Consider the following 24,251-nt stretch of genomic DNA (forward strand, 5'->3'; position numbering starts at 1 on the left):
ATGTATTTCATATAAATCTCCCTAATAAATTTTTTCTTTAAGCAAAAACACTATAACATTATTTATCAACAATATCAATGCTTGTCATAATAACACTTTTATTTTTATAAATTTTTACCGCCACATAAAATCAGGGGCACCCCAAAATGTAATCCAACATTCTAACTTCTTGAATTACACCCGGGATGCCCCTTTTGAAAGATAAATTATGACATACTTATTAAAAACAATATTTTTGTTTATCTAATCTATTTTAATAGAACAATTCCACGTTGTACTGTTGCAAGTCCTTCAGTGCTTTTTCCTCCGGTTTGCTATCCATTACAATTCCTGCGAAATCACTAATATTTGCATATTTATAATTACCTTCACGGGCAAGCTTTCTCGTTTCCAACATAACGTAGGACTTGTTGCTGACATCCATTATCATCTTTTTAGTTAATGCGTCATCTGTAGCATATGTATAAACTTTGTCCCTGTCAGTGTCCACACCTACTGCACCCATAAAAGCCTTATCAAAATTAAATTCCTGAATCTGTTTGTTTGTATATGAACCAATGAAACCGTCTCTTCCCCTGTTCATCTTTCCACCAACAAACACAAAATTTGTATCTGAAGGTTGCACAAAAGAAAGCATAACATCTATCATATTACTTACAACGGTTATTTTCAGATTGGCTTCAATAATTAATTTAATCAGTTCTATATTACTGGTAGAAATATCAAGAAAAATCATATCCCCTTCTTCTATCAGTTCAAACGCCTTTTGCGCTATAAGCTGCTTTTCTTTTACATTCTTTCCCTTTCGCTGGGAAACATATATTTCATGGGTATTCACACGATTCTTAATGGCACCGCCATAAGTCTTTTTTAACAGCCCTTTTTTCTCTAACGCAGATAAATCTTTTCGAATACTGTCTTCTGTAACTTTAAATAACTCGCTTAATTCCTTAACTAATACGGAACCTTCTCTGTTTACAATTTCGACGATTTTATTTTGTCTTTCTCTTGCCAGCATAAATCCTCCTTAGTAAAATTTATACCTACTATTGTGTACCATTGTTTAATTTATGTCAAATAAGTTTTCTTATATTTTGCCGTTTTTTAACCATTCTTCTATGGTAATTCCAACGCCGCCGTCTGCGTTGCCTTCTGTCGTAATAAACTTTGCTTTTTCCTTTGCCAAATCATTTCCTGTCTTTAATGCATAAGAACATCCGGCATACTCAAGCATTGTGGCATCATTTTCTGAATCACCAAATGCCATAATATTTTCACTATTTATTCCAAGAAAATCTGCTAACCATTTAAGTCCATTCCCCTTGTCAGCTCCCACAGCAGTTATCTCCATATTTCCTTTATATCCTGCCGAATAAACCAAATCAGGAATTTCACTTAAATCCTTCATCAAAGGTTCAATACATTCATCAGGAATATGTGAAACATTAAACTTTTCAACATTTTTAGTCCTTATAATATCCCACGGGCTGTCGCATCTCTCCATTATTTTTCTGTATTCAGTTAAAAAGACTTCAGGAAGACCTTTAGCTTCAAAATAATGTTCATATGTATAATCCGTAATGTAACCTGCACCATCTGCATAAATCTCATATACCAACGGATATTTTTCAAAAACACTTAATATTCTCTCTAGGGATTTAAAAGGAAGGTAGCAGCTGCAGAGAACCTTTGCGCTGTGCATGTCCACCACAGCTGCTCCGTTTGATAGTATCAAATAGTCTACGCAACCTAACAAATCGCATTCCCTTTTTGTTAATGAATATGGTCTTCCGGTGCTTACGGCTATTAATGCACCGTTTTCTTTAGCCTTTCTAAACGCATTAATATTAATTGGGGGGATTGTTAAGTGGTCATCTGCAACGAGAGTACCATCTACGTCAGTGGCTATAAGTTTGATATTCATTTTGGGCTCCAATCCATTAAATATTGTAATACTATTTGCATTTCGCAAATTAAATTATAATAACTTTAAGACTTCCTCCTCAGTAATGCACTGCATAACCTTTTCGGCTAATTCCTTACATGCCCCAACATCGCAATCAGAAATAATCTTTCTTGTTTTCAAAACACTTGTGGCACTTACGCTGAATTCATCCAGACCAAAAGCCAAAAGTAATGGTATTAACTTTGGATCAGCTGCTGCTTCACCACACATACCAACCATGATTCCTTCTTTTCTTCCGCACTCAATTATTCTCTTAATAGCACGGAGAACCGCAGGGTTATATGTGGAATACAGGTATGCTACCTTTGCATTACCTCTGTCAACTGCCATAGTATATCCTGTTAAATCATTTGTACCTATACTAAAGAATGCAGCTTCCTTTGCCAACGCATCTGCCATCATACATGCCGCCGGTGTTTCCATCATCACACCAATTTCTATGTTTTTGTTATACGGAACGTCTTTTTCGTCAAACTCTTTCATAATGTCAGCTACCATAGTCTTAACCTGACGAAGCTCATCTACTCCTGTAACCAATGGAACCATTATCTTTATTTTACCATATGCACTGGCTTTTACAAGTGCTTTTAACTGTGTTTTGTAAATATCTTGTCTCTGAAGGCAAAACCTTATTGCTCTAAATCCTAAAAAAGGATTTTCTTCCTTTTCAAGTCCGAGATACGGTACATCTTTGTCGCCTCCTATATCAAGGGTTCTTATAATTACCGGCTTACCTTTCATTGTTTCGGCAACCGCTTTATATGCTTCAAACTGTTCATCTTCCGTAGGAATGCTGTCTCTGTCCATAAACAAAAATTCAGTTCTGAATAATCCGATACCTTCTCCGTCACATTCAACAGCTTTCTTTGCATCTTCCGGCTTTCCAATATTGCATACTAATTCTACCTTTGTTCCATCTTTTGTAACAGACGGCTTTCCGGCATATGCCTTAAGAAGAGCCTTATCCTTTGCAAACTGTTCACGTTTATCTTCAAATTCCTTAACAACATCCTCTTCCGGATTAACTAATGCCTCACCACTTGTTCCGTCTAGAACAACAGTGTCACCATTCTTTACAATATCACATATTCCTTCAATACTTAAAACCGCCGGAATTTCCATTGCTCTTGCCAATATAGCTGAATGAGATGTTTTTCCACCCATCTCTGTAAGAATACCTTCAATATTTTCAGGCTTAATTCCTGCTGTCATAGATGGAGTCAAATCTTTTGCCACTAAAACAGTTCCTGCCGGTACCTGGGAAATATCAACATCTTCAATTCCCATAAGTAACTTAATCATTCTTGCTTTAATGTCTCTAAAGTCTGTAGCTCTCTGCTGTAATAATTCATCAGGTATCTGTGAAAACATTTCTGCTGTCTGCTCTAACACCTGATCAACTGCCATTTCAGCAGTAATCTTTTCAGCTACAACAAGTGAGGAAATCTGTTCCTCAATCATTGGATCCTGAAGCATTTGTATATGACCTCTTAAAATGTCTGCGTCCTTTTTACCAACAGTTTCATCCATTTTATCAGCCATCTTATTTGTAATTTCCACAAACTTTTCAATTGCCTCCTGTAATCTGGCAATCTCTGAGTCTGTTTCCGGAACATGCTTTGTTTCAATAGTAATGTCGTGGTCTTCAATTATAACAACTTTTCCTATTCCGATACCTTCGGAACCTGCAATACCTTTGTACATAATCTTACCTCTTATTATTATTCACCAAAATTCTGACTTTCAAGTTCAACAATCTTTGCCATTGCTGCTTCTTCGTCCTCACCATCACACTCAAAGGTTACTTCTGCACCTGTTTTGATACATGCTGAAATGATGTTTATAAGACTCTTTGCGTTTATTCTCTTTTCACCAAATACAATTGTTATGTCGCATGCGAATTTACCCATTTCCTTTGCGATAACTCCTGCCGGTCTCATGTGTAATCCCTCCGGATTGTTTACTGTTAATGTCTTGCTTACCATATTTTCGTTCTCCTTCTTATTCGATACTTTATTTAAATTGCTTTCGCAACAGTTTTCTAATTTAATGTTTTACTCTACGATTCTCTCTTAATTTTATATATCCGGGCAGGCATACGCTCCACCCGCCCGGATAAATTTGGCTTAATAATTTTAATTTGAGTTTGGCTTAAACAGCTATCTGCTATTATTTAAGCATTCCAACCATCTTAGCTACGATGGCATCTGCCTGCTTAATTGCCTGACCTGTAGTGATTTTAACTTTCTTTAAGTTATCAAAACGACCTGCATTCTTAATAGGCATATCTGTTGTTAATATTACTGCATCTGCTGTAGCAATATCTTCTGCTGTAATAGCGTTTTCAATACCTATAGAACCCTGTGTTTCAACCTTACACTCAATTCCTGCTTTTTTGCAAGCCTGCTGAATAGCCTCTGCTGACATATAAGTATGTGCAACCCCTGAAGGGCATGCTGTAACTGCTAAAAATTTCATATCATTCACTCTCTTTCTTGTTAATTTAAATTCGACTTATCAGTTTATTTTATACAAGTTATATTTTCCTGACTTAAATCCGACTTATCAGTTTATTATACAAATTATATTTCTTATATGATTTATTCAAATGAGATATCAACATCTCCTAAATCCTCCGGTTCAGGTGCAACATAATCTTTCTTTAATAATGCACACAAACCAACGTAAATTGCTACACCAACTAAAATACAGATTACGTAAAGTGGCCAACCTGACATAAAGCTTTCACCCTGAATAACAGGAGCTACAATTAAACCACCCCAGCAAGCTGACATCTTAGCACCAACTCCAAGGAATCCTGCAAGACCACCTGCAATTGCTGATGCAATCATGTTAATAGGAATCATTCTTGTCGGATCAGCAGCTGTATATGAAATAGCACCTTCTGTAATACCACAGCAACCCATCGCTATAGCACCGATGCCTGCATTCTGTTCTTCCGGTGAGAACTTCTTTCTTAAAACTAATGAAGCAACACCACATCCGATTGGAGGAATACAAATAGCAATACCAACAGGAGCTGCGAATGTGTAAATACCTGTACCTACAAATGCTACCATTAAAATTGAGTAAGCAACTTTGTTTACAGGACCACCAAGGTCAAATGCTATCATAAGTGATGCCAAAGCACTAATTCCTGCAAGGGCAAGACTTCCATGATTTCCATGTGCCATATCTGTCATTACACCTTCAAGCCATGTCATAAATGATGCAATTGGTGCTCCACATGAGAACATTATAGCACCTACAATTAACACACCAACTACAGGGATAATGATAATCGATTTAAGTGACTGCATTGACTTTGGAAGAGGAATCTTCTTTAAGTAATGCGCTACAATACCTGCAATTAAACCTGCAATAGCTGCTCCTATAAATCCGGCTGAAGCTGTCTGTACTGTTCTTGTTGAATTAACATAATACTGAACATTGTCAATTGTTGTTAAAACTGCTCCATCAGGAACTGTAACACCCTTAGTAATTTCTACCAAAGTCTGAACAGGTGCTCCTAAACCTGTAGGAATATTCAGTGCCATAAATCCGCCTGCCATACCTACTGCAATTCCGGGTCTGTCTGCAATTGAGTAAGCAATATATGCTGCAAATACAGGACACATTAATCCAAGAGCATCAGCTCCGATTGTCCATAACCAATAAGGAAGACCTGAACCCCATCCCGGAGCTGCTCCTTCACCTGTTAATAATACTGCGATGGCCATTAAGATACCACCACCAACAACAACCGGAATCATATATGACACACCATTCATAAGGTGCTGTTTGGTGTTTTTTAAGATATCTACCAATTCTTTCATAACTTTTCTCCTTTTCAAAACGTATTTTATCCTGACCTCAGGATTTAAACTGTGCCAATAAGTTCAATAACTTCATCGGCATTTTTTGCATTCTTTAATTGTTCTCTAAAGTCTTCATGCATAACCTTTCTGAACAATCCTGCAAGAATTTCTAAGTGTCTGTCACCCTGTCCCGGTGAAGGAACACCGATTTGGAATATCATGTCAACGCTTTCCGTATCATCCCATTTAACAGGATGCGCAAGACGTACAAAAGCAAGTGATGGTTCCTTAACATGTACTGACTTTGAATGTGGTGTAGCAACTGAGAAACCAACTGCCGTACTTGAACTTGCTTCTCTTGCCATAACATCTGCTACATAACCTTCTTTGTCAATAAGTCTGTCGTCCTTGTCCATCGCATCAGCTATTAATCTGATAATCCCTTCTGCATTCTCTGCCTTAACGTCAAACATAACAATCTCTTTGCTCATTAATTCTTTAGCCAAACCTTTGTCCTCCTTTTCTTAAAATTATTACCACCATTGTGTAATTTCATTCTAAGGGCTTTATTACTTTTTTTCAATTCTCGCAAAAAAAGAAAATTGCACTAAAGTTAGTGCAATTATTCTCAAGCTTAGTATTTTTCTTGCATTGAAACGTTTTGAAAAATCAAAAGCTTTTCATTATTTTTTATTAATTTTTATTGTTTATAATGCAATTCTCTTTTGAATATGTCCCCTATCTCCTCCGGAGTCTGACATTTACGTATTTTTCCTATTCTGGTTTCTGAACCTACCAATCTGGTAAATGCCATGAAAAATGACTTAGTAGTTTCAATGTTGTTAAAGTTAAGGGCTAAAAGGAATATTGTGCTAACCATTTTTCCTCCCCAGTTTACCGGATACTCAAGTTTAACCACAAAAACTTTTGGTTTTATAACATTTTCCGGCATTCCATGAGGAATGGCAACTTCATTTCCAATAGCTGTTGATTCTATTTTTTCTCTTGTTATTACATCATCGTAAAATTCTTTTTTTACATATCCACCTTCGCAAAGACGCTTGCAAACCTCTTTAAGAATGGCCTCACGCTCCACTTTTTCCCTGACAATCAGTATATGGTCCTTATCAACTATTTCATCAAACTTTTCGCTTCCAAACCGTGGATTTGACAATGCCTCAAAGCATGCATCCTTAATTTTCTGTTCATCATCCCTGCTGACAATAGGCGATATATGTACTACCTTGTCCTCATATTCAAAGTTTGGCAGTAACGACAGGATAATATCAGAATCATAGTCCTCTATATTCTCTATTTTTTGGGAGGATAATATGGCAACTATCTTTACATCATCAATTTTGTTTTCTATTTTTCTTGCCACAATATTAGCTGCGGCAATTCCGCTGGTACCAATTAACACCGCTTTGACGTTTTTCACATTTCTGTGAAGTGCACCTCCTAAAAACAGTGCGATAAAAGAGATTTCATGGTCTGTAGGTATCTCTCCTGTATATTCTTCGTAGAATTTTCCCAATGTAAAGCATGTGGCAAAAATTCCCGAATACATTTCCCTTATATCTCCTAAGAAAGGATTGCTAACCTCAAAACCATACTGTGTTCTAATAAATGACGGTGGAATAAACGCTTCTAAGCTGGTTCTTAAAAGTTCATTTCCCTCTAAATCCGCATTTAAAATTTCAGAAAGATATTTTAAAATTTCAGCGCATATTTCCTGATTTTTGCTGTCAAATCTGCTATTGTTTACCAGTTGTGTACGATTTTTCTTAAGCTGCACTGCTGCCGCTGCAAATAGTATGTCTATATACTGCTTCTCATATTCATTAATCTGCATTTTTCCCAGCTGCTCATACATCTGACACACTTTTCCAACAATTTCAGGATTGCTTAATTTTCCTTCTTCTTTGACAATATTCTTCTCTATAACATTTCCCATTCTGATTCTAAATAACTGGATGCTAAGATATTCTGCCAACATTCTAAAGGAATAGTCTGTATAGGCAACATCAAATTCCTTCTCTATTGCCCCTATTACTTCAATGGCCTTCTCATAATTATCCCTTCCAAAGTTATTTATCCACAAATACTCTTCTTCATAATTAACCCTGTAATCGTGTACATTGTCCACTTTATTATTTCCAATGGCATATCTGCAATAACTTTTCATTGCCTTTCTTATGGAAAATTCCTCACCGGAAATAAACACACCATGTCCTGCAACCCTGTTAATATGAATATTATATTTTTCAAGTTCCTTTGATATGGTGTTAATGTCATCGCCAATCATTTTCTTACTAACATTTAATTCCTCTGAAAACAATGACAGGGTATAAGTGTCCCATCCGCTTAAAAGAATGTACATTATATAACCCATTCTCTGTTTTTTGGACATTACCATTTTTTTGTCACGTTTCATGGCACTAACCTGCTCAATCTGGTTTTCAGAAAAGTCTGCCACAAAACCTATTCCCGGCTTTCTTTCCAAGGTCATTCCCTGCTCCTTACAAAAATCCGAGACCTCCTTAATATAGGTTTTTACACTTCTTTCTGATACGCCAAGATACAGTGCCAGAGTCTTTGACGTAATAGGTGTACGGTTATTGTCAATTAATTTTTCTAATATCTGAAGACTTCTTTCTGATAACATATCTCTTTCAACTTTCTTAATATCTTTTAGCAGTATGATATCATTACTGTTAATTTTCCCTCAATGTTACATTGTTTTAATGTAGCAGGAATAATAAAATGTTCACCCTTTCCTATCTTCTGTCCGTTTATCATTCCGCTTCCATCTATAACACTTGCATTAATAAATGGTTTATCATTTTCAAAACTGTATTTTCCGTCTATTTCCCATCTCTCTAATGTGTAGAAAGGACATTTTACTAACCTTTCACTGCTCATTCCCGGATAGTTATTAACAATTCTCTCCTGGTTGTAATCAACGTGAGGAGCTTCAATACAGTCTATACTTTGTTTTAAATGCAACTGTCTTGGTTTTCCGTTCTGCAGTCTGTCATAATCATAAACTCTATATGTTATGTCACTGCTTTGCTGTGTTTCTATGAGCAATGTTCCGCCTTTAATTGCATGAAGACATCCGGGGTTTATCTGGAAAAAATCACCTTTTTTAATTGGAACAACTCTTATTAATTCATTCCATCGTCCCTGATTTATCATATCTGCAAGTTCTTTTTTATCCTTTGCATTATGACCTATGACAATACTGGCATCTTCCTTGCAGTCAAGAATGTACCAGCATTCCGTTTTCCCTAATGAACCATTTTCATGTTCTGCCGCATAGGCATCATTAGGGTGTACCTGAATGCTTAAATCCTGCTGCGCCCCTATTATTTTTACAAGAAGTGGGAACACGTCGTTTTCAATATTTCCAAATAACTCTCTGTGATTTTCATAGCACCATGACAATTTTTCTCCGGCAAATTCTCCGTTTAAAATTGTGCAGTCACCACTTTTGTGTGCACTTATTCCCCAACATTCACCTGCATTGTCTCCAGCCTGCTCATATCCAAAATTTTTCAATAAATCTCCACCCCAGATTGCGTCCTTAAATACCGGCTGCAAAAGAATAACTTCATTTGAGTAACTTTGTCTTTCCATGTTAAATACCTCTTTTTCGTTTTTTCTCAGTAGCTAATTTCAACAATCCTCTTTCCAATATAACTTTGATTGTAACATATTTTACAAAAATATCATACATTTTAATATTTTTTTATATTTTATTATAAAAGGACTTTGGAGTCACTACAAAAATGACGTTAAAATTAACTACTTTTTCTAATTTTTTCAAAAGAAATCTCTTTTCATCGATTATTATTGGCATTTTTATTATCTTTTTATGTGCCATTACTGTTTTCCCTCTTTTGTCCGAAAAAAAAGAAAATTCCTTTGAAAACAATACACAGCAAAACTTTAATATCTACGCAGACAAACTTTTAACAGACCAACTCTCTTCCGACACTCTCAGTTTGCATTTTTATTTATCTGATACTTCAAAATACGGACTGGATAACATTACCCCCACTTTGGGAAACTATACATATGAGTCTATGACTTCATCCCAAAACCACTTTATAAACGAAATTAATCTTTTAAAAAACTTTAATTATAAAGACCTTTCCACGGAGCAGCAGATAACCTATGATGTTTTAATGGAGTATTTTAAAGATCAGCTGGATTTTTCCGACTTATGCCTTTGTTCTCAGGTATTAAGTCCTACTACGGGGCTTCAGGCTCAGCTTCCTGTTCTTTTATGTGAATATACTTTTTCCTCCCAAAAGGATATTGAAAATTATCTTTCTATTTTGTCTCTCATAAAGGATTATTATGGACAAATATGTGAATTTCAAAAATTAAAGGCTGAAAATAATTCTTTTATAAGTAAATTTGCCTGTGACAAAATAATTGCCCAGTGTAAGGAATTTATTGGCAACAAAAATACCTGTGAAAATCTTTTGCATACATCATTTTTAAACAGATTATCCGGTGTTACATTTTTAACTGACCAGGAAAAAAATAATTATATAACAAGGGATATTAATGTAATTGAGGAAAGCATTTACCCTGCCTACGAAAATATCGCCAATACTTTGTGGTCATTGCAAAAAAAGGGAGCCTGTAAAAACAAAAACGGTCTTTTCTACCTGAAAAACGGCAGGGATTACTATGAATATCTTGTAAAAAATTATACGGGAAGTTCTAAATCTGTCAGTGATTTAAAAGCTGAAATTCAGCTTAATCTCACAGGGTATGTGCAGGCAATTTATTCTATTCTCACAAAAGACCCTGAACTGGAGAAAAAGTTTTATGGTAAAACAGAATCCGACTTAAAGCCCAATGACATTATATCTTCACTGTCAAAGAAAATTTCCAATAATTTTCCTACAACAGTGGGAGACAGCCGGCTTTCCGAAATTTCATACACCTTAAAATATGTGGATAAAAGTCTTGAGGATTTTTTAAGTCCTGCTTTTTATTTAACTCCTCCTATAGATAATCCACAACACAACATTATTTATATAAACGGTAGCGAAAGTATGAAAAATCAGGATTTTTATGCCACAATTGCCCATGAAGGAATACCGGGGCATATGTACCAGTCATGGTTCTTTTCATCTACTAATCCCCACCCTGTAAGGCACATTATTAACTACGGTGGCTATACTGAAGGGTGGGCAACTTATGTGGAATTTATGTCTTATCAGTATCGTTATAAAGACCAAAATCTTGCCAAAGCCTTTGCCTGTAGTTCTGCATATTCTCTGGCTCTTTATTCTATTTGCGATATTGGAATTAACTATGACGGATGGACTTTTAAAGACACCACCAAGTATCTGGCAGATTATAATATCACTGACAAAAAGGTTTGTGAATCCATTTTTCAGTCTGTTATAGAAGAGCCTGCCAATTATCTTCAATATTATGTAGGCTTTATGGAAATTACCCGGCTTAAGGATTCTCTTAAAAAGAAGCTGGGAGATTCCTTTAACTTAAAAGATTTTCACAAGGCTTTTTTGGCTGTGGGACCTGCGCCTTTTGATGTGGTAAATAAGTGGATAATGTACGAATATGCCAAATAATTTCTAAATTCAACAAAGCCGGATATTCTGCCTGTATATCCGGTTTTGTTTTAGGTATTAATATTTTATCTACAGCCCTTTTCAACTGTATATTATGATGTGAGTGACAAACTCGCATAGCAACGAAATAACCCCATTACATCATTGGATGGCACAATCTATTTTGTGCACTCACATCACAATATAATTATAACAACACTACTTAATAATTTACATTTTTGTACTGAAATGTACTTTTTCTGTATTGAACGGCGGTTTTTAACTGCTAAACTTACTTTTCATACTTTTTATCATTGATGGCCCGATATCTATTTCCTCTTTAGTTCCTGTAATTGTTATAATTCGGTTTACATAATCTATACTTTTAATGTGTCTTTTATTTACCACGTAAAATCTGCTGCACCTTACAAAATCCCCTGAACTTATTTCTTCAATGATATTTTCAAGAGTTCTGTTTTTTACGGTAAAAGCTTCCTTTTTCGTGTATATGTAAAGTCGTCTTCTTTCACTTTTTATGTACAATATATCCTGTATTTTCACAGAATATATTATGCCCTCATCTTTAATATAAAGATTCCTTTTTTTAATTTGAGGTTTGGGAAATTCTAATGCAGTTTCTACAACTTTTATAAGTTCACTTCTATCGTAAGGCTTTTCCATAAATGCATAGCAGTGTAACTGCTCGTACATAAATAACTTGGGATCTTCTAAATATGACAAAAAAATAATAGGTGTAAAACAATATTGTTGCACCCTACGTATTGCCTCTGCAAAACGTATGCCCCCTACACTGTCTCCGTCACTGTCAGTTGCCACGGTATCTATAATAAAAAGGTCAATATAATCATGTAACATTATTCCACATGCCTCCTGAAAGTTATCTGACCTATAAATTTTTATTTTGTGATTTTTAAATTCCGGTAAATTCAATACTCCCTTTTTACTATCATTTAATAATAGAATTTTTTTCATTCTTCATTCTTATCCTTTGTTTTTCCATAAATATTATCTAATTTTAAAAGCAATAACATTTTATCATGCTCAGAATACTTTCTTATATCTTTTTTCCCCTTTTTATCAAATAGAATTTCGTCCGCCGAAATATTATATGCCTGGTTTAACTTACACAAACATCCCGTAGATAAATTTCTCTCTCCGTTTTCTATTTTTCTGTATGTTGAGTATGACATTCTAATATCCTCAGCAACCCTTTCCTGAGATAAACCTATCTTTCTTCTGAGTTTTATTACACGTTTAGAATATTTCAACATTTCATCTCTTGTATATCTTTTCATATTTCACTCTCATAATGTATAAGTTAGTAAAAATGCTATTCTTTTTTATTTATTAACACCAGTCACTATTACTGTACCAAAGGGACATAATTTTGCAGAACCGGCCTTCTAATGTATTTGGGATTACCTATATTATTATTCAATAAAGTTTCATTATTACTTTAAATTGTTACTTTTTCCTTTTATTATTATATTCTTATAACTTTTTAAAAAAATAATTTTCTTTTTTACACATACACCGTTATTGTTGCACTAAATATGTTATAATTATAGGTATTATTTTCTTTTATCATATTTCACACACATCTTATTTGCTAAAAGGAGAATTATTTTCATGAATAACAAAGATGAATTCCTTTATTATTACAAAACCGTACTTATGAACAATATCTATAGAAAACTGTACTTTTATAACTGGTCTCTCAGGCAATTATCGGAAGAAGCAGGTCTTCCCTATGAAACCATTAAGAAATTAACAGGTGGAAAAATAAATAATCCATCTATATATAATTTGATAAAGATTTCTGAAGCTTTTCAATGTAGTGTTGACGAGCTTATTTCAGATACTGCTTCTGTGCAAAATAACAGTCCCTCTTTGTCAAACAGATGCTTCAGTTTTTTATCCGAATTATGTGATCTTGAAGATCATCTTTTAGAACATAATCAAAAATTTGACACTGATTATATTGCTATTGTTAATGCACATGGCTTCTATTCCCGTGGTTTTTCATGCACAAACTTAAGCTCTGATATTTACAATTTTGCTAAATACAGAAAAAAGTATGGTGATTTAGATATTTTAGGGATAACCATTTATGACTCATCCCCTGACCGTTTATTTTACAAAGATGAACTTATTCTGATATGTAAAGACAGATATCCTTCTTACGGGGAATGTGGAATATTTATGTATAAAGATAAGATTTATATTAGAAGATATGTCCCTGACAGATATTTTTGCCTTGAGGCATTACGTGGTTTTGACAAGCCCCTCATTCTTAAACATATTGACGAATGTCTTTTCTTAGGAAGAATCATTGGTATTATTAAAAAATAAAACAGAGCAGGCTTAAACCCACTCTGCTTATAATAAAAACACTTATAAATTACATTTCAAATGTTTTTCCTAAATTTTCAACTTCTTCTTTTGTGGCAAGATTATCGCTGAAAGCACTGGCACTTCCTGTAAGTAAGCCGTTTCTAAGTGCCTCTTTGTAATCCCCTGATTTTAGGTATCCTGCAATAAATCCCGCTACCATGGAATCTCCGGCACCAACGGAATTTTTCACCTTGCCTTCAGGGCATTTGCTCTTATATACTTCACCGTTTTCCGCCACTAAAACAGCTCCTTCTCCTGCCATGGAAACTAAAACATTTCTGGCACCTTCCTGCTGCATCTTCTTTGCATAAGGAACAACATCCTCTCTTGTTTTAAGCTCTACGCCATATATTTCTCCCAATTCATGATTGTTAGGCTTAACAAAAAATGGTTTATATTTAAGAACATTTAAAAGCAAATCCTTTGTGGCATCCACAACTATCTTTACATCCTTATCTTTTAAGTGTTCCATTATGTCACTATACATTGTTTCAGGCATTACTGATGGAATACTTCCTGCAAGAACCAAAATATCTCCGTCCTTTATTTTGTCTAACTTCTTGTACAATTCCTTAATGTCTTCGTCCTTTATTGCCGGTCCCATACCGTTTATTTCGCTTTCTTCCTGAGCACGAATTTTAACATTAATTCTTGTTATTCCATCTTTAACCCTGATAAAATCAGCATTTACTCCGTTTTCTTCCAACATTTTCTGAACATTGTCACCGGTAAAACCTGCCAAAAAACCAAGGGCTGTATTTTCTATTCCAAGATTACTAAGAACCATGGAAACATTTATTCCCTTACCTCCCGGAAACATAAGCTCCTCAGATGTTCTGTTTACACTTCCTAACTTTAAGTCATCCACTGAAACAATATAATCAATAGATGGATTAAATGTAACTGTATATATCATTTCGTACCTCCGCATTTTCACTTCTTAATTCAAAATATATATTATTTAAATTACATTTGCAAGCATTACACTGGCAATTGTCCCTGAAATTGTTGTCAAAATTGCACCAGCTAAAGTCCATCTTGTTCGCGTTACTTTTGCAGTTATATAATACACGGACATTGTGTAAAACACCGTTTCCGTACAGCTCATCATTAACGATGTTACCTTTCCCATGTATGAATCCGGCCCATATTCCTTAAATATATCAAGAACCATTCCCGTAGCTGCTGATGATGAAAATATTTTGACAATTGTAACCGGCATTAGTTCTCCCGGAAAACCTATGGGATTGGTAACCTTTCCAAGCAATTTTCCCAACACTTCCATAAATCCTGATTCTCTTAAAACGGCCACTGCCACCATTAAACCAATAAGAGTGGGCATTACTTTTATAACTGTTTTAAGTCCTCCCGTGGCACCGGTTACAAAATCATCATATACATTTTGCTTTTTTATTATGCCATATAAAACTATAAATAACATAATTCCCGGAATAATAAAGGATGATATTGACACTATTACTGACATACAAATAACCCGAAAACAATTCTATTCACATATATTTTATGGCAAAAAATAAGAACCTATGACTTTGTGCCATAGGTTCTTACGTTAAATTCTTTATTTCTTTACTCCGGTAACCATTTCAGTTCTCTCTTCAACATTTTCTACTAACTTACTTGTAGCAACCACATCTGCATTTGGTCCCTTTTTCATAAATACAGGTTTTAATATAATCGGTGTAATAATTGTAGTTACAATTACCACTATAATAACCGGTGCTACAACGCTTGAACTCATAAGTCCTGCCTCAATACCTTTGTTTGCAACTATAAGGGCAACTTCACCTCTTGAAATCATTCCCACACCAATTCTCAAACACTGGTAATCCTTGTATCCGCACGCCTTAGCTCCAAGCCCGCATCCTATAATCTTTGTAAGGATGGCAATAATTGCAAGACCTACAGCATACAGTGCAATAACCGGTCCCATATGCATAACTGCGTTTCCATCTACCTTAAGACCTATACTTGCAAAAAATACAGGGCTTAAAAACATATATGCCACAACATCAAATTTTGATGCAATAAACTGATCTTTCTGTGTCATGGAGATAATTACACCGGCAAAGAATGCTCCTGTAATATCTGCAACGCCAAAGAAATATTCTGCACAAAACGCCATAATCAGACATATAACAAATGCTATAATTGCGTGTCTGTGCATTCCTTTTCCAGCGTGCTCGTACCATTTCTTGTATAATTTGTAAATAATAAATCCAAATACACCTACAAATACGAAGAATAATAAAATCTTCAAAAGCACTATTCCCAGTGATTCTGAATTACCTGATGCACCAGAACCACCTGTTCCAAGACTTATAACCACTGTAAGGGCTATAATTCCCAATATATCATCGATAATTGCAGCTCCTAAAATTGCATTTCCTGAAGCTGTCTTTAATTTTCCCATTTCCTGAAGGGTTTCAACGGTAATGCTAACAGATGTTGCCGTTAAAATAACACCTACAAACACCGCCTGTACAAACACTGTACTTCCCTGCGCCGGTTCAATCCAGCCTTCTTTTAAGAACCAGAACGTAAATGCTCCGCCACCAATAAGGGGTACTATTACACCACAAAGTGCAATTATAAAGGATGCCAGTCCGCATTTTTTCAGTTCGTTAATATCTGTTTCAAGACCTGCACAGAACATAAGAACAATAACACCTATTTCCGCAAGATGGTCAATAAACGCTGTCTGGTGAAGTGTTAATGCCTCTAAATGATGTCCTCCTACAACTACTCCTGACAATAAGTTACCTAAAACTGCCGGTCCTAAAATCAGTCCTGCTAAAAGTGCGCCTACAACCTGTGGCATATTAAAACGCTTAGTTACAAGTCCCAAAATTTTTGTACTTGCAAGTATTAATGCAAGCTGCCACAAATAACCGTATTCTTCCATGATTTTTCCTCTTTTCAATTGCTAACATATTCTTTTATCAAATTTCACACCGTATCATAATAACACCTTATTATTGTTTATTCAACTTTTTTCGTCTTTTTTTTACCAGACCTTAACTAAACATTTTATACTTAATTTTCAACCGCTCCAGCTTCTTTATGGTGGCATTTGAAATTAAAAATAATACCACAAAAGTGGAAACTGCATGAATTAAATTAAACCCAATCCCGCTTAAATATGTTGCCACAAAAGTCTCTGTTTTAGGGGTATCAGTATACATAAAAACCGTGGCTGTATCCAGTATAAATCCGTATATAACAAAGGTTGCCAGAAAACCGTATATGGAAATTATCCATTTATTGTAAGCATACTTTATGTTCTTTTTTGAAAATAAAACTCCTGATAAAAAGCCGATTATGCCAAAGGCTATCATCTGCCACGGTGTCCACGGGCCCTGCCCAAAGAAAAATCCTGATACAAAAGCCGTAAGGGCTCCACATAAGAATCCTGACTGCCTTCCTAACATGACTCCCGTTATTATAATAATGGCTGCACATGGCTTTACCTGAGGTGTCATAAAAAACGCCAGCCTTCCCACCACAGCTAATGCCGTCATAACTGCCAGTGTCACTATTTCTCTGGTTTTTGGTTTTCTTTTTTCAAATGACCACAGGAATATAAATATGGATATGACAATAATGCACATTGACGTGAAATAATACCCTCTCATCATTAATCCATATATATCTATTGAGGCAGTATGCATTATACATTTTTCAGATAACATACAATATCCTCCATTTTCACTGCACCTTTAATGGTGCTTCTTGACATTTTTGCCACTGTAGTAGTGTAGAAATTGTTTGATGTAAAAAAATCTCTGCTATTATTTACTGCTATTAATTTTCCATCGGCAAACATTCCGCATCTGTCTGCGTACTCACCACAAAAATCCAAGTCATGACTTACAATAATAATTGTTTTGCCGTCAGCACTTAATTTTCTTAACAAGTTTCCCAGTTCTTCTTTATAAACTTCATCTATTGCCTTGGTAGGCTCGTCTAACAAAAGTATATCAGGATTTTCCATTAAAATCTTTGCCAGCGCCACCTTTTGCTGCTGCCCTCCACTTATATCATAGGGATGCCTGTTTAATATATCCTGAATTTCCATTTCTTCTATTAGACTGTTCTCACAACCTTCAAGCTCCTTAGAAACCTTGTCCCTGCTAAAGAGGTTTTGCACGCTTTGAGGAAGCAATGCCACCTTTCCCTTTTTGGTAATTTTTCCGCGATAAGGCTTTTTCACCCCGGATAAAAGCCACATTGTTGTACTTTTCCCCGTTCCGTTTCCTCCTAGAATAGCAAATATTTCACCTCTTTTTACGGAAAAATACAGTCCCTTTATTATATCTCTTTCATATTTTTCGTACCTAAACCACAGATTTTTACAGGTAATTGCCATCTCTTTTTTATTAATATCTGCTTCTTTATGATTTTCCTGAATGAATTTCCCCTTTGACGAATCCCCCTTCCTGTCTGACCGGTCAGTGGGGGGTTCTTTATCCTGTAATTCCCTTTCAAGCCATTTTCTTCCATCTTTTATGGAAACAGGGGGAGTACCTTTTTTGCCACATTCATAATAAACTCTCGTAGCATAAGGCATAAGCTTAGAAATCTTCTGATTTTTGATTTTATCTGCAATTTCTAAAGGATTTCCCCATTCCATGATTTTTCCATTATTCATAACCACCAGTTTATCCGCCATATCCAAAACATAACTTAACCGATGTTCCGACATAATAATGGTTACACCTAAATCTTCATTGATTTTTTTTAACATACTTACAAACTTTTCCGTTGCAATGGGGTCTAACTGGGAAGTTGGCTCATCTAACAATAAAATTTCCGGATTCATGGTCATTACTGCTGCTAAATTAAGCAGTTGCTTCTGTCCTCCTGATAATTTATCAGGCTTTAAATAATACAAATCCGTCAATTCAAAGTATTCTGCTATTTCTGCGGTTTTCTGTCTTATTTCTTCAGATTTAAGGCCAATATTTTCCAAACCGAAAGCCAGCTCGTGCCACACCTTATCTGTCACAATCTGATTATCAGGATTTTGCATAACAAATCCTATTTTTTCTGCCTGCTGCCTCTCCTTTAAATCCTTTATATTGATGCCATTATACAAAACATTTCCCGTTATTTTTCCATTAGGACATATAGTAGGCTTTATGGTTCTCAAAAGTGTACTTTTTCCACACCCTGTCTGACCGCATATAACCATAAACTCCCCTCTATGTATCTCCAGATTAATATTACATAAAGCAGGATTTTCCAAATATTCTCCCTTTTCCATATCCGGGTAGAAAAATGTTAAATTTTTGATTTCAATCTGCGCCATCTTATGCCCTCCAAAATATTTACCGCCATAGGGGTAACACACAAAAGTATATATGCCACGTAAACCATAATTTGCCCTTTTGTCCTAACAAAAGGATAATAATAGGTGTACAAATCTCCTGCTGCCCACCGACTTATAACCACCCCAAATAATATTATCATCCACAGGCTTAATAAAATATCTCTTTTTTCTATTCTATAATTATTGTAATTAGTTCTTTTAGCACATCCATATCCTCTTGCCGTCATCGAATCTGCCGTATCCACGGAATTTTCCAACGCCCATGTTATGGTAATGGAAAAAATATGAAGGCTTGACTTTATTTTATTAAAGAACCCTTCCGGTTCCCCTTTAAGAGCCCTGTGGGTCATGGAAATTTCCTTAATTTTCTTTGTAAATTTTGACACAAACCTGAAAATCATAGTTAAAAGCAACGCCACTGATGGCATTATCGCTCCTATTAATGCCAGAATTTTATCCTCAGTCATTATTTCATTAAAGGTGGAAAGCCAGAAAATCATGGCTACTATTACCAAAGCTGCGAAAACTCCGTATACTATAGATTCCAAGGTTACGGGATTTCCCGTAAACATATAAAACAACAATGTTGCCCCTTTATGGGAAAAAAGCGGATTTATTACTGCCGAGGCCGTAAAAATAAAAAATGCCATAATACAAAACTTTACACTTTTTTGTTTTTTTAAATATATATGGTAAATTATGGCACACACTGTGGAAATAATCACCATTACCTGCTGCATTTGAAACATTGTGATTATTAAAACCACCATATAAAAGATTATGTTCACCACCGGGTGAAATCTTGAAAATTCATCTGTCAATTTTTTAAATCCTCTCCTAAATCACAGGTGTAATGCCACTCAATGTTGTCTCCATCCTTTATTTTGTAATCGCTACACCCCACATTTGGGTATTCTCCATTTACGCAATACATCCATCCTGACAGCTCCCCACAGGAAAATTCGTAAATATTATTAATTCCCTCTATATATGCAGTTCCTGTGGTAAAAGATGCTTCCATTAATATATTTTCATTTTTAAGTTCTCTTTTTAAAACGTCATAAACATTTTCCCCTTCATTAAAACTAACTTCTTTTTTCTTTAAAATAATTCCATCTTTTGGAATATAATCCTTAACTGCCTTATCAAGCTTGTCCTGATTATCAAAAATTTTGGAACATTCCACCATTATTGTGCATTTCTTTCCACTGTTATCCGGGGTTCCTTTTTTTCCACACCCTATAATCATTAAACTTAATACAGCAATTAAAACAAACAATATTGCCTTTTTTAAATAATATTTCATCTTTTCACCTTGGTTTACATAATTTCATGAATTTAATTTCATAATAAAGTTTATCGGAAGGAACTTTATTAAACTTCCTTCCGATATTTAAGTCTGATTCTAATATGTTTTTATAATTTATTTTTTGATTTTAACAGCTTTAACCTTGCTCCATCTTCCATAGTATTTAATACCATTAACCTTCTTGTAAGCACGAACTGTTACATAACATTTCTGATTCTTTTTAAATTTCTTAGTTGTTAAGGTGCTCTTCTTTGTAGACTTAACTACCGCCTTTTTGAATTTCTTATTGTTAGAATATTTGTACTGGTATCCTGTAACACCTTTGATTTTCTTAACAGCGACTTTTGCCTTAAGTCCCTTAACATTCTTAATTCCCTTAACAGAAGCCTTTTTAACAGTTGTTTTCTTTACAAAATCCTTCTGAACATTCTTAAGCTTTGTTAATTCATTCTTAACCTCTGTCTCTGAAGGATTGTACTTTTCAAGAACTTTAATTGCTTTGTTATATTCTACCTTTACATCAGCATCCTTCATCATTGTCTTGTTATTTACAAGAGTTGCTGCTTCCTTTATAAGTTCATCCTTGTTAGCAAAGGTTACTTTCTTAATTCCTGTATAGCTTTCTGTGTCGCTTCCAATATCTGCACCGTAACCATATACTGAGAACTGCCATCTGATAACGTCACCGTCTTTAACAGGTGTTGAAGCTGCTCCTTCATTAGAAAATACATTATTTATGGTAAACATCCAGCCTGCCATTGTATGATATGAAGAACTTCCAAGGCCTTTGTTTGCGTATGAGTTTCCATCATTTGCTGTGTTAGTTGGTGCTTTAACAGGATTTGGATTGCCCCAAACTGTTGTGTCAGGCATTGCAGATATTTCTGCCGGAATGTTTATCTTGCCTGTATCTGCATTTTCAATGCTTGCAAGGTATCCATTGTCATCGTACTTAAATCCCTTTGCATCCATAACTCTCTTAAATACAGTATCTACTGTATCTCCATTCTGGATTTCTACCTGAACCGGGCTTACAAGATATCCCTGACCTATGGTAATTCGCTCAACAGTCATTGTTACAGTTCCTGTTTTTGCAACATTCTCAGCAGCAATAACAGTATTATCTGTTGTTTTAGCCGGCGTTGCCACTCCTGCCACTACCAACATACATGAAAGTAAAATGGCAAAAAATTTCCTTGTTATCTTATTCATTTGTTCCTCCTTCTTCGCCTTGCCTGCGAAATCCGGACAACTGTGTTGACATATCCTGACTTTAGTTCAACCTACTAAAAGCGCCTTCCGGTTTTATCCGTGGCATAATGCTTTTTTCGTCCCTATTACAGTAGAGAAAGACTGTGCCGGATTTTCACCGGACCTCCCTTAAACTGAAAATTTTCCCTTACATAATCTGTATTGGATTTTCTTCAGACCACAGTTATTCCATGTATTTTTTACGTTCCTATTCTATAACACCCCCCTATTTCCTGTCAATTTACTTTTCCCTTTAAGGTACATTTACACATTATTTTGCAAAAAATAATTCCCACCACTGTGCTTATGGTTGTGGCGAGTATTGCTGGTGCTACAATTGATGCGGGATTAGCAGAGCCGTATTGGCTTCTGTATGCAATCATATTTACGGGAATTAATTGAAGTGATGATATGTTAAGTACCAGAAATGTACACATTTCATTTGTGGAAATGTGACCGGGAATTATCCGCCCCTTTTGAGGTACCGGGTCTGCTGCAAGTTCCTCCATTGCCTTAAGACCTGCCGGGGTTGCTGCCCACCCCAGTCCAAGAATATTTGCTATTATATTGGTTGTAATGTGGGTTCGTGCTTTGTGATTAACGGGAAGTTCCGGAAACATCCACTTTATTGCCGGCTCTAACATTTTTTCAGCCTTTGCTATAAGTCCGCTTTTTTGTGCCACTTCCATAAATCCCATCCACATGCTCATTATCCCCAGCATTGTAATACACAGCTTAACCGATTCCTCCGCTGACTCAATGGCACCGTTTCCCACCTGTTCTATGTTTCCTGTCAAAAGTCCATATACCACACCAATAATAATCATAAATGCCCATATATAATTAAGCATAAATTTACCTCTTAAATGGTTGTTAATTAATAATATGATGGAATATTGGGGATTTATGTTACAGGCTTTATAGTATACAAAAACAAGAGCCATCCCATTAATTTCTAAGGGAATAGCTCTTGTATATTTTAATCTTTATGATTTTTTTCTTTTTCATGAATGCTGGCTGTTTTCTGATTTTCATCAACACCTTCTGTATTGTCCTTCATGAACATAATCTTGAAAGTCATTAAAATCAGCTGTATATCCATCCACATTTTGTAATGCTGAATATAATACATGTCAAGCTTTAGCTTGTCATATGGTGTCGTATTATACTTACCATAAACCTGTGCATATCCGGTAAGACCAGCCTTTACCTTTAATCTGAATCTAAATTCAGGAATTTCTTCTTCATATTCAGCAGCAATCTCCGGTCTCTCCGGTCTTGGACCCACAACTGACATCTGACCTATCAGAATGTTAAACACCTGAGGTAATTCATCTAAATGTGTAGCACGAAGAACCTTTCCTACCTTTGTTATGCGGTTGTCATTCTTTGCTGCAAGTCTGGCGCCATCCTTTTCAGAATCAACCTTCATGCTTCTGAACTTTAATATTTTAAACACCTTACCATCCTTTGTAAGTCTTGGCTGTGTATAGAAAATCGGGCCTCTGTCCCAAATCAGATTGCCTATGGCAACAAGTATTGTAACCAATATGGTTGGTGGACAAAGAATAAGTGCGATAATTATATCCACAATTCTCTTTACAAAATCCTGCTCCCACTTAAGTCCCTTAACTTTAGTAACCAAAAGCGGTGAGTCAAATAATGTATTCTGACCTGCTCCCGTAATGATAATATCTGACAGTTTAGGAGTAATATATGCTCTCTTATCATACAAATAACAATCCTTGACTATTTTATTTCTCTTAGCACTTGGAATGTCACACAACAAAACTGCCTGATGGCTTTTTATTGCCTTCTGCAATTTTTCCGAATCCTCATCACAATGGATAGAGTCTTTTATGATATATTTATCTTTTCGCGTTTCTATTTTATTCACCAGATTATCAGGATCCCTGTCACTATATATAAGTAATATGTCCTTAGGCGGATACATCCATTTGTAAATGCCCATTGCCAATCCACACCATACAAGACAACATAAAACATTGTCAAAACACATTCCTATAATTGGTGCAGGATTTACCATTTTCATTGAAAGTAATGAAATCTGCAAGTAAATAATGAAGTTTGTAAACAGCAATGGAAGCAGCTGGGAGAACACCAGATTTGAATACTGGAGACTTCCTAATTTGAACGCCCCGTATACGTTACTGAATATAGTAAACATTAACGCATACACAAAAAGAAGTACCATGTGTCCTTTACGGAAGAATTCCTGCATCATTCCACTGCTATAATAATGGTCCCAAAAGTACCAAAATATAGCTGTTTGGGATGCAATTACCGTTGCAAGAAGCAACAAATAGATAATTCTTCTAAATGCTCTTGAATTTCTCATTTCTTCTCCTATTAAACTAATAAGCTGGCTTGTACCATATTTTCAATACAACTCCAGCTCCAAAGATAACATCATTCTACCAAAGCATACATTATTTGTCAATTAATGCTATGTCCTATGCCTTAGCCATTATGTTGTATCTTTGTTTTTTTTTAATTATGTAGTATAATGAGCACACACTTATTA

24 protein-coding genes and 1 riboswitch are annotated in these 24,251 nt (G+C 35.3%); of the genes, 2 read left to right on the top strand and 22 right to left on the bottom strand.

Going from position 1 to position 24,251, the window contains the following annotated elements; genetic code table 11:
• Positions 1 to 253: 253 nt before the first annotated feature.
• The 10 genes from Q5O30_RS09550 to Q5O30_RS09595 form a co-directional block, all read right to left on the bottom strand.
• Positions 254 to 1,018, bottom strand: a complete 765-nt coding sequence (locus Q5O30_RS09550; protein ID WP_021953525.1) for a DeoR/GlpR family DNA-binding transcription regulator — start codon at positions 1,016 to 1,018, stop codon at positions 254 to 256.
• 69 nt (positions 1,019 to 1,087) lie between these two features.
• Positions 1,088 to 1,924: a Cof-type HAD-IIB family hydrolase gene (locus tag Q5O30_RS09555; RefSeq protein WP_021953526.1), complete on the bottom strand. Its 837-nt coding sequence runs from the start codon at positions 1,922 to 1,924 to the stop codon at positions 1,088 to 1,090.
• Positions 1,925 to 1,978: 54 nt separating this feature from the next.
• Positions 1,979 to 3,670 (bottom strand): phosphoenolpyruvate--protein phosphotransferase, encoded by a 1,692-nt coding sequence (ptsP, locus tag Q5O30_RS09560; RefSeq protein ID WP_021953527.1) that lies wholly within the window; start codon positions 3,668 to 3,670, stop codon positions 1,979 to 1,981.
• 17 nt (positions 3,671 to 3,687) lie between these two features.
• Positions 3,688 to 3,951 carry an HPr family phosphocarrier protein gene (locus Q5O30_RS09565; RefSeq protein WP_021953528.1) on the bottom strand — a complete coding sequence of 88 codons (264 nt, stop codon included), beginning with the start codon at positions 3,949 to 3,951 and terminating at the stop codon, positions 3,688 to 3,690.
• Positions 3,952 to 4,135: 184 nt separating this feature from the next.
• Complete coding sequence (locus Q5O30_RS09570) at positions 4,136 to 4,444, bottom strand: PTS fructose transporter subunit IIB (RefSeq protein ID WP_021953529.1); 309 nt, start codon at positions 4,442 to 4,444, stop codon at positions 4,136 to 4,138.
• Positions 4,445 to 4,566: 122 nt separating this feature from the next.
• Entirely contained in the window at positions 4,567 to 5,802 is a 1,236-nt protein-coding gene (locus Q5O30_RS09575) for a PTS fructose transporter subunit IIC (protein ID WP_021953530.1), read from the bottom strand.
• 44 nt (positions 5,803 to 5,846) lie between these two features.
• Entirely contained in the window at positions 5,847 to 6,290 is a 444-nt protein-coding gene (locus Q5O30_RS09580) for a PTS sugar transporter subunit IIA (protein ID WP_021953531.1), read from the bottom strand.
• A gap of 194 nt (positions 6,291 to 6,484) precedes the next feature.
• Positions 6,485 to 8,449: a transcription antiterminator gene (locus tag Q5O30_RS09585; protein ID WP_021953532.1), complete on the bottom strand. Its 1,965-nt coding sequence runs from the start codon at positions 8,447 to 8,449 to the stop codon at positions 6,485 to 6,487.
• 26 nt (positions 8,450 to 8,475) lie between these two features.
• Positions 8,476 to 9,423 carry a mannose-6-phosphate isomerase, class I gene (gene manA / locus Q5O30_RS09590; RefSeq protein WP_021953533.1) on the bottom strand — a complete coding sequence of 316 codons (948 nt, stop codon included), beginning with the start codon at positions 9,421 to 9,423 and terminating at the stop codon, positions 8,476 to 8,478.
• A 112-nt stretch (positions 9,424 to 9,535) separates the two neighbouring features.
• Positions 9,536 to 9,670: a hypothetical protein gene (locus Q5O30_RS09595; protein ID WP_302674682.1), complete on the bottom strand. Its 135-nt coding sequence runs from the start codon at positions 9,668 to 9,670 to the stop codon at positions 9,536 to 9,538.
• 16 nt (positions 9,671 to 9,686) lie between these two features.
• On the opposite strand from Q5O30_RS09595, the gene Q5O30_RS09600 reads away from it, so the two are divergent.
• On the top strand, positions 9,687 to 11,402 hold the full coding sequence (locus tag Q5O30_RS09600) for a DUF885 domain-containing protein (protein ID WP_302674683.1): 1,716 nt from the start codon (positions 9,687 to 9,689) through the stop codon (positions 11,400 to 11,402).
• A gap of 258 nt (positions 11,403 to 11,660) precedes the next feature.
• Here the strand turns inward: Q5O30_RS09600 and Q5O30_RS09605 are convergent, their stop codons facing one another.
• Positions 11,661 to 12,257, bottom strand: coding sequence for a LytTR family DNA-binding domain-containing protein (locus Q5O30_RS09605; protein ID WP_186840331.1), 597 nt, complete (start codon positions 12,255 to 12,257; stop codon positions 11,661 to 11,663).
• Positions 12,258 to 12,370: 113 nt separating this feature from the next.
• Entirely contained in the window at positions 12,371 to 12,697 is a 327-nt protein-coding gene (locus Q5O30_RS09610) for a helix-turn-helix domain-containing protein (RefSeq protein ID WP_021953536.1), read from the bottom strand.
• A gap of 334 nt (positions 12,698 to 13,031) precedes the next feature.
• On the opposite strand from Q5O30_RS09610, the gene Q5O30_RS09615 reads away from it, so the two are divergent.
• Positions 13,032 to 13,754, top strand: coding sequence for a helix-turn-helix domain-containing protein (locus Q5O30_RS09615; protein ID WP_021953537.1), 723 nt, complete (start codon positions 13,032 to 13,034; stop codon positions 13,752 to 13,754).
• Positions 13,755 to 13,803: 49 nt separating this feature from the next.
• Here the strand turns inward: Q5O30_RS09615 and pfkB are convergent, their stop codons facing one another.
• The 10 genes from pfkB to Q5O30_RS09665 all read right to left on the bottom strand — a co-directional run bounded on the left by pfkB (position 13,804) and on the right by Q5O30_RS09665 (position 24,065).
• Positions 13,804 to 14,712: a 1-phosphofructokinase gene (gene pfkB / locus Q5O30_RS09620; protein ID WP_021953538.1), complete on the bottom strand. Its 909-nt coding sequence runs from the start codon at positions 14,710 to 14,712 to the stop codon at positions 13,804 to 13,806.
• A 45-nt stretch (positions 14,713 to 14,757) separates the two neighbouring features.
• Positions 14,758 to 15,282: a spore maturation protein gene (locus Q5O30_RS09625; RefSeq protein WP_021953539.1), complete on the bottom strand. Its 525-nt coding sequence runs from the start codon at positions 15,280 to 15,282 to the stop codon at positions 14,758 to 14,760.
• A 93-nt stretch (positions 15,283 to 15,375) separates the two neighbouring features.
• Positions 15,376 to 16,719 carry a cation:proton antiporter gene (locus Q5O30_RS09630; protein WP_021953540.1) on the bottom strand — a complete coding sequence of 448 codons (1,344 nt, stop codon included), beginning with the start codon at positions 16,717 to 16,719 and terminating at the stop codon, positions 15,376 to 15,378.
• Between the two features lie 112 nt (positions 16,720 to 16,831).
• Positions 16,832 to 17,506, bottom strand: coding sequence for an ECF transporter S component (locus tag Q5O30_RS09635; RefSeq protein ID WP_021953541.1), 675 nt, complete (start codon positions 17,504 to 17,506; stop codon positions 16,832 to 16,834).
• Positions 17,485 to 19,125, bottom strand: a complete 1,641-nt coding sequence (locus tag Q5O30_RS09640) for an ABC transporter ATP-binding protein (protein ID WP_021953542.1) — start codon at positions 19,123 to 19,125, stop codon at positions 17,485 to 17,487. Before Q5O30_RS09640 ends, Q5O30_RS09635 begins: the two co-directional genes overlap by 22 nt.
• Entirely contained in the window at positions 19,098 to 19,937 is an 840-nt protein-coding gene (locus Q5O30_RS09645; protein ID WP_370553118.1) for an energy-coupling factor transporter transmembrane component T, read from the bottom strand. Before Q5O30_RS09645 ends, Q5O30_RS09640 begins: the two co-directional genes overlap by 28 nt.
• A gap of 26 nt (positions 19,938 to 19,963) precedes the next feature.
• Complete coding sequence (locus Q5O30_RS09650; protein ID WP_021953544.1) at positions 19,964 to 20,452, bottom strand: DUF4430 domain-containing protein; 489 nt, start codon at positions 20,450 to 20,452, stop codon at positions 19,964 to 19,966.
• A 117-nt stretch (positions 20,453 to 20,569) separates the two neighbouring features.
• Positions 20,570 to 21,667, bottom strand: coding sequence for a DUF4430 domain-containing protein (locus Q5O30_RS09655; RefSeq protein WP_021953545.1), 1,098 nt, complete (start codon positions 21,665 to 21,667; stop codon positions 20,570 to 20,572).
• A gap of 29 nt (positions 21,668 to 21,696) precedes the next feature.
• Positions 21,697 to 21,882: riboswitch (cobalamin riboswitch) on the bottom strand.
• A 60-nt stretch (positions 21,883 to 21,942) separates the two neighbouring features.
• Positions 21,943 to 22,557, bottom strand: a complete 615-nt coding sequence (locus Q5O30_RS09660) for a nucleoside recognition domain-containing protein (protein ID WP_021953546.1) — start codon at positions 22,555 to 22,557, stop codon at positions 21,943 to 21,945.
• A gap of 128 nt (positions 22,558 to 22,685) precedes the next feature.
• Positions 22,686 to 24,065, bottom strand: a complete 1,380-nt coding sequence (locus Q5O30_RS09665; RefSeq protein ID WP_021953547.1) for an exopolysaccharide biosynthesis polyprenyl glycosylphosphotransferase — start codon at positions 24,063 to 24,065, stop codon at positions 22,686 to 22,688.
• Between the last annotated feature and the right edge of the window lie 186 nt (positions 24,066 to 24,251).

This window comes from Eubacterium sp. CAG:161 (assembly GCF_000432355.1).
GTDB classification, from domain to species: Bacteria; Bacillota; Clostridia; order Lachnospirales; family Lachnospiraceae; genus Eubacterium_G; species Eubacterium_G segne.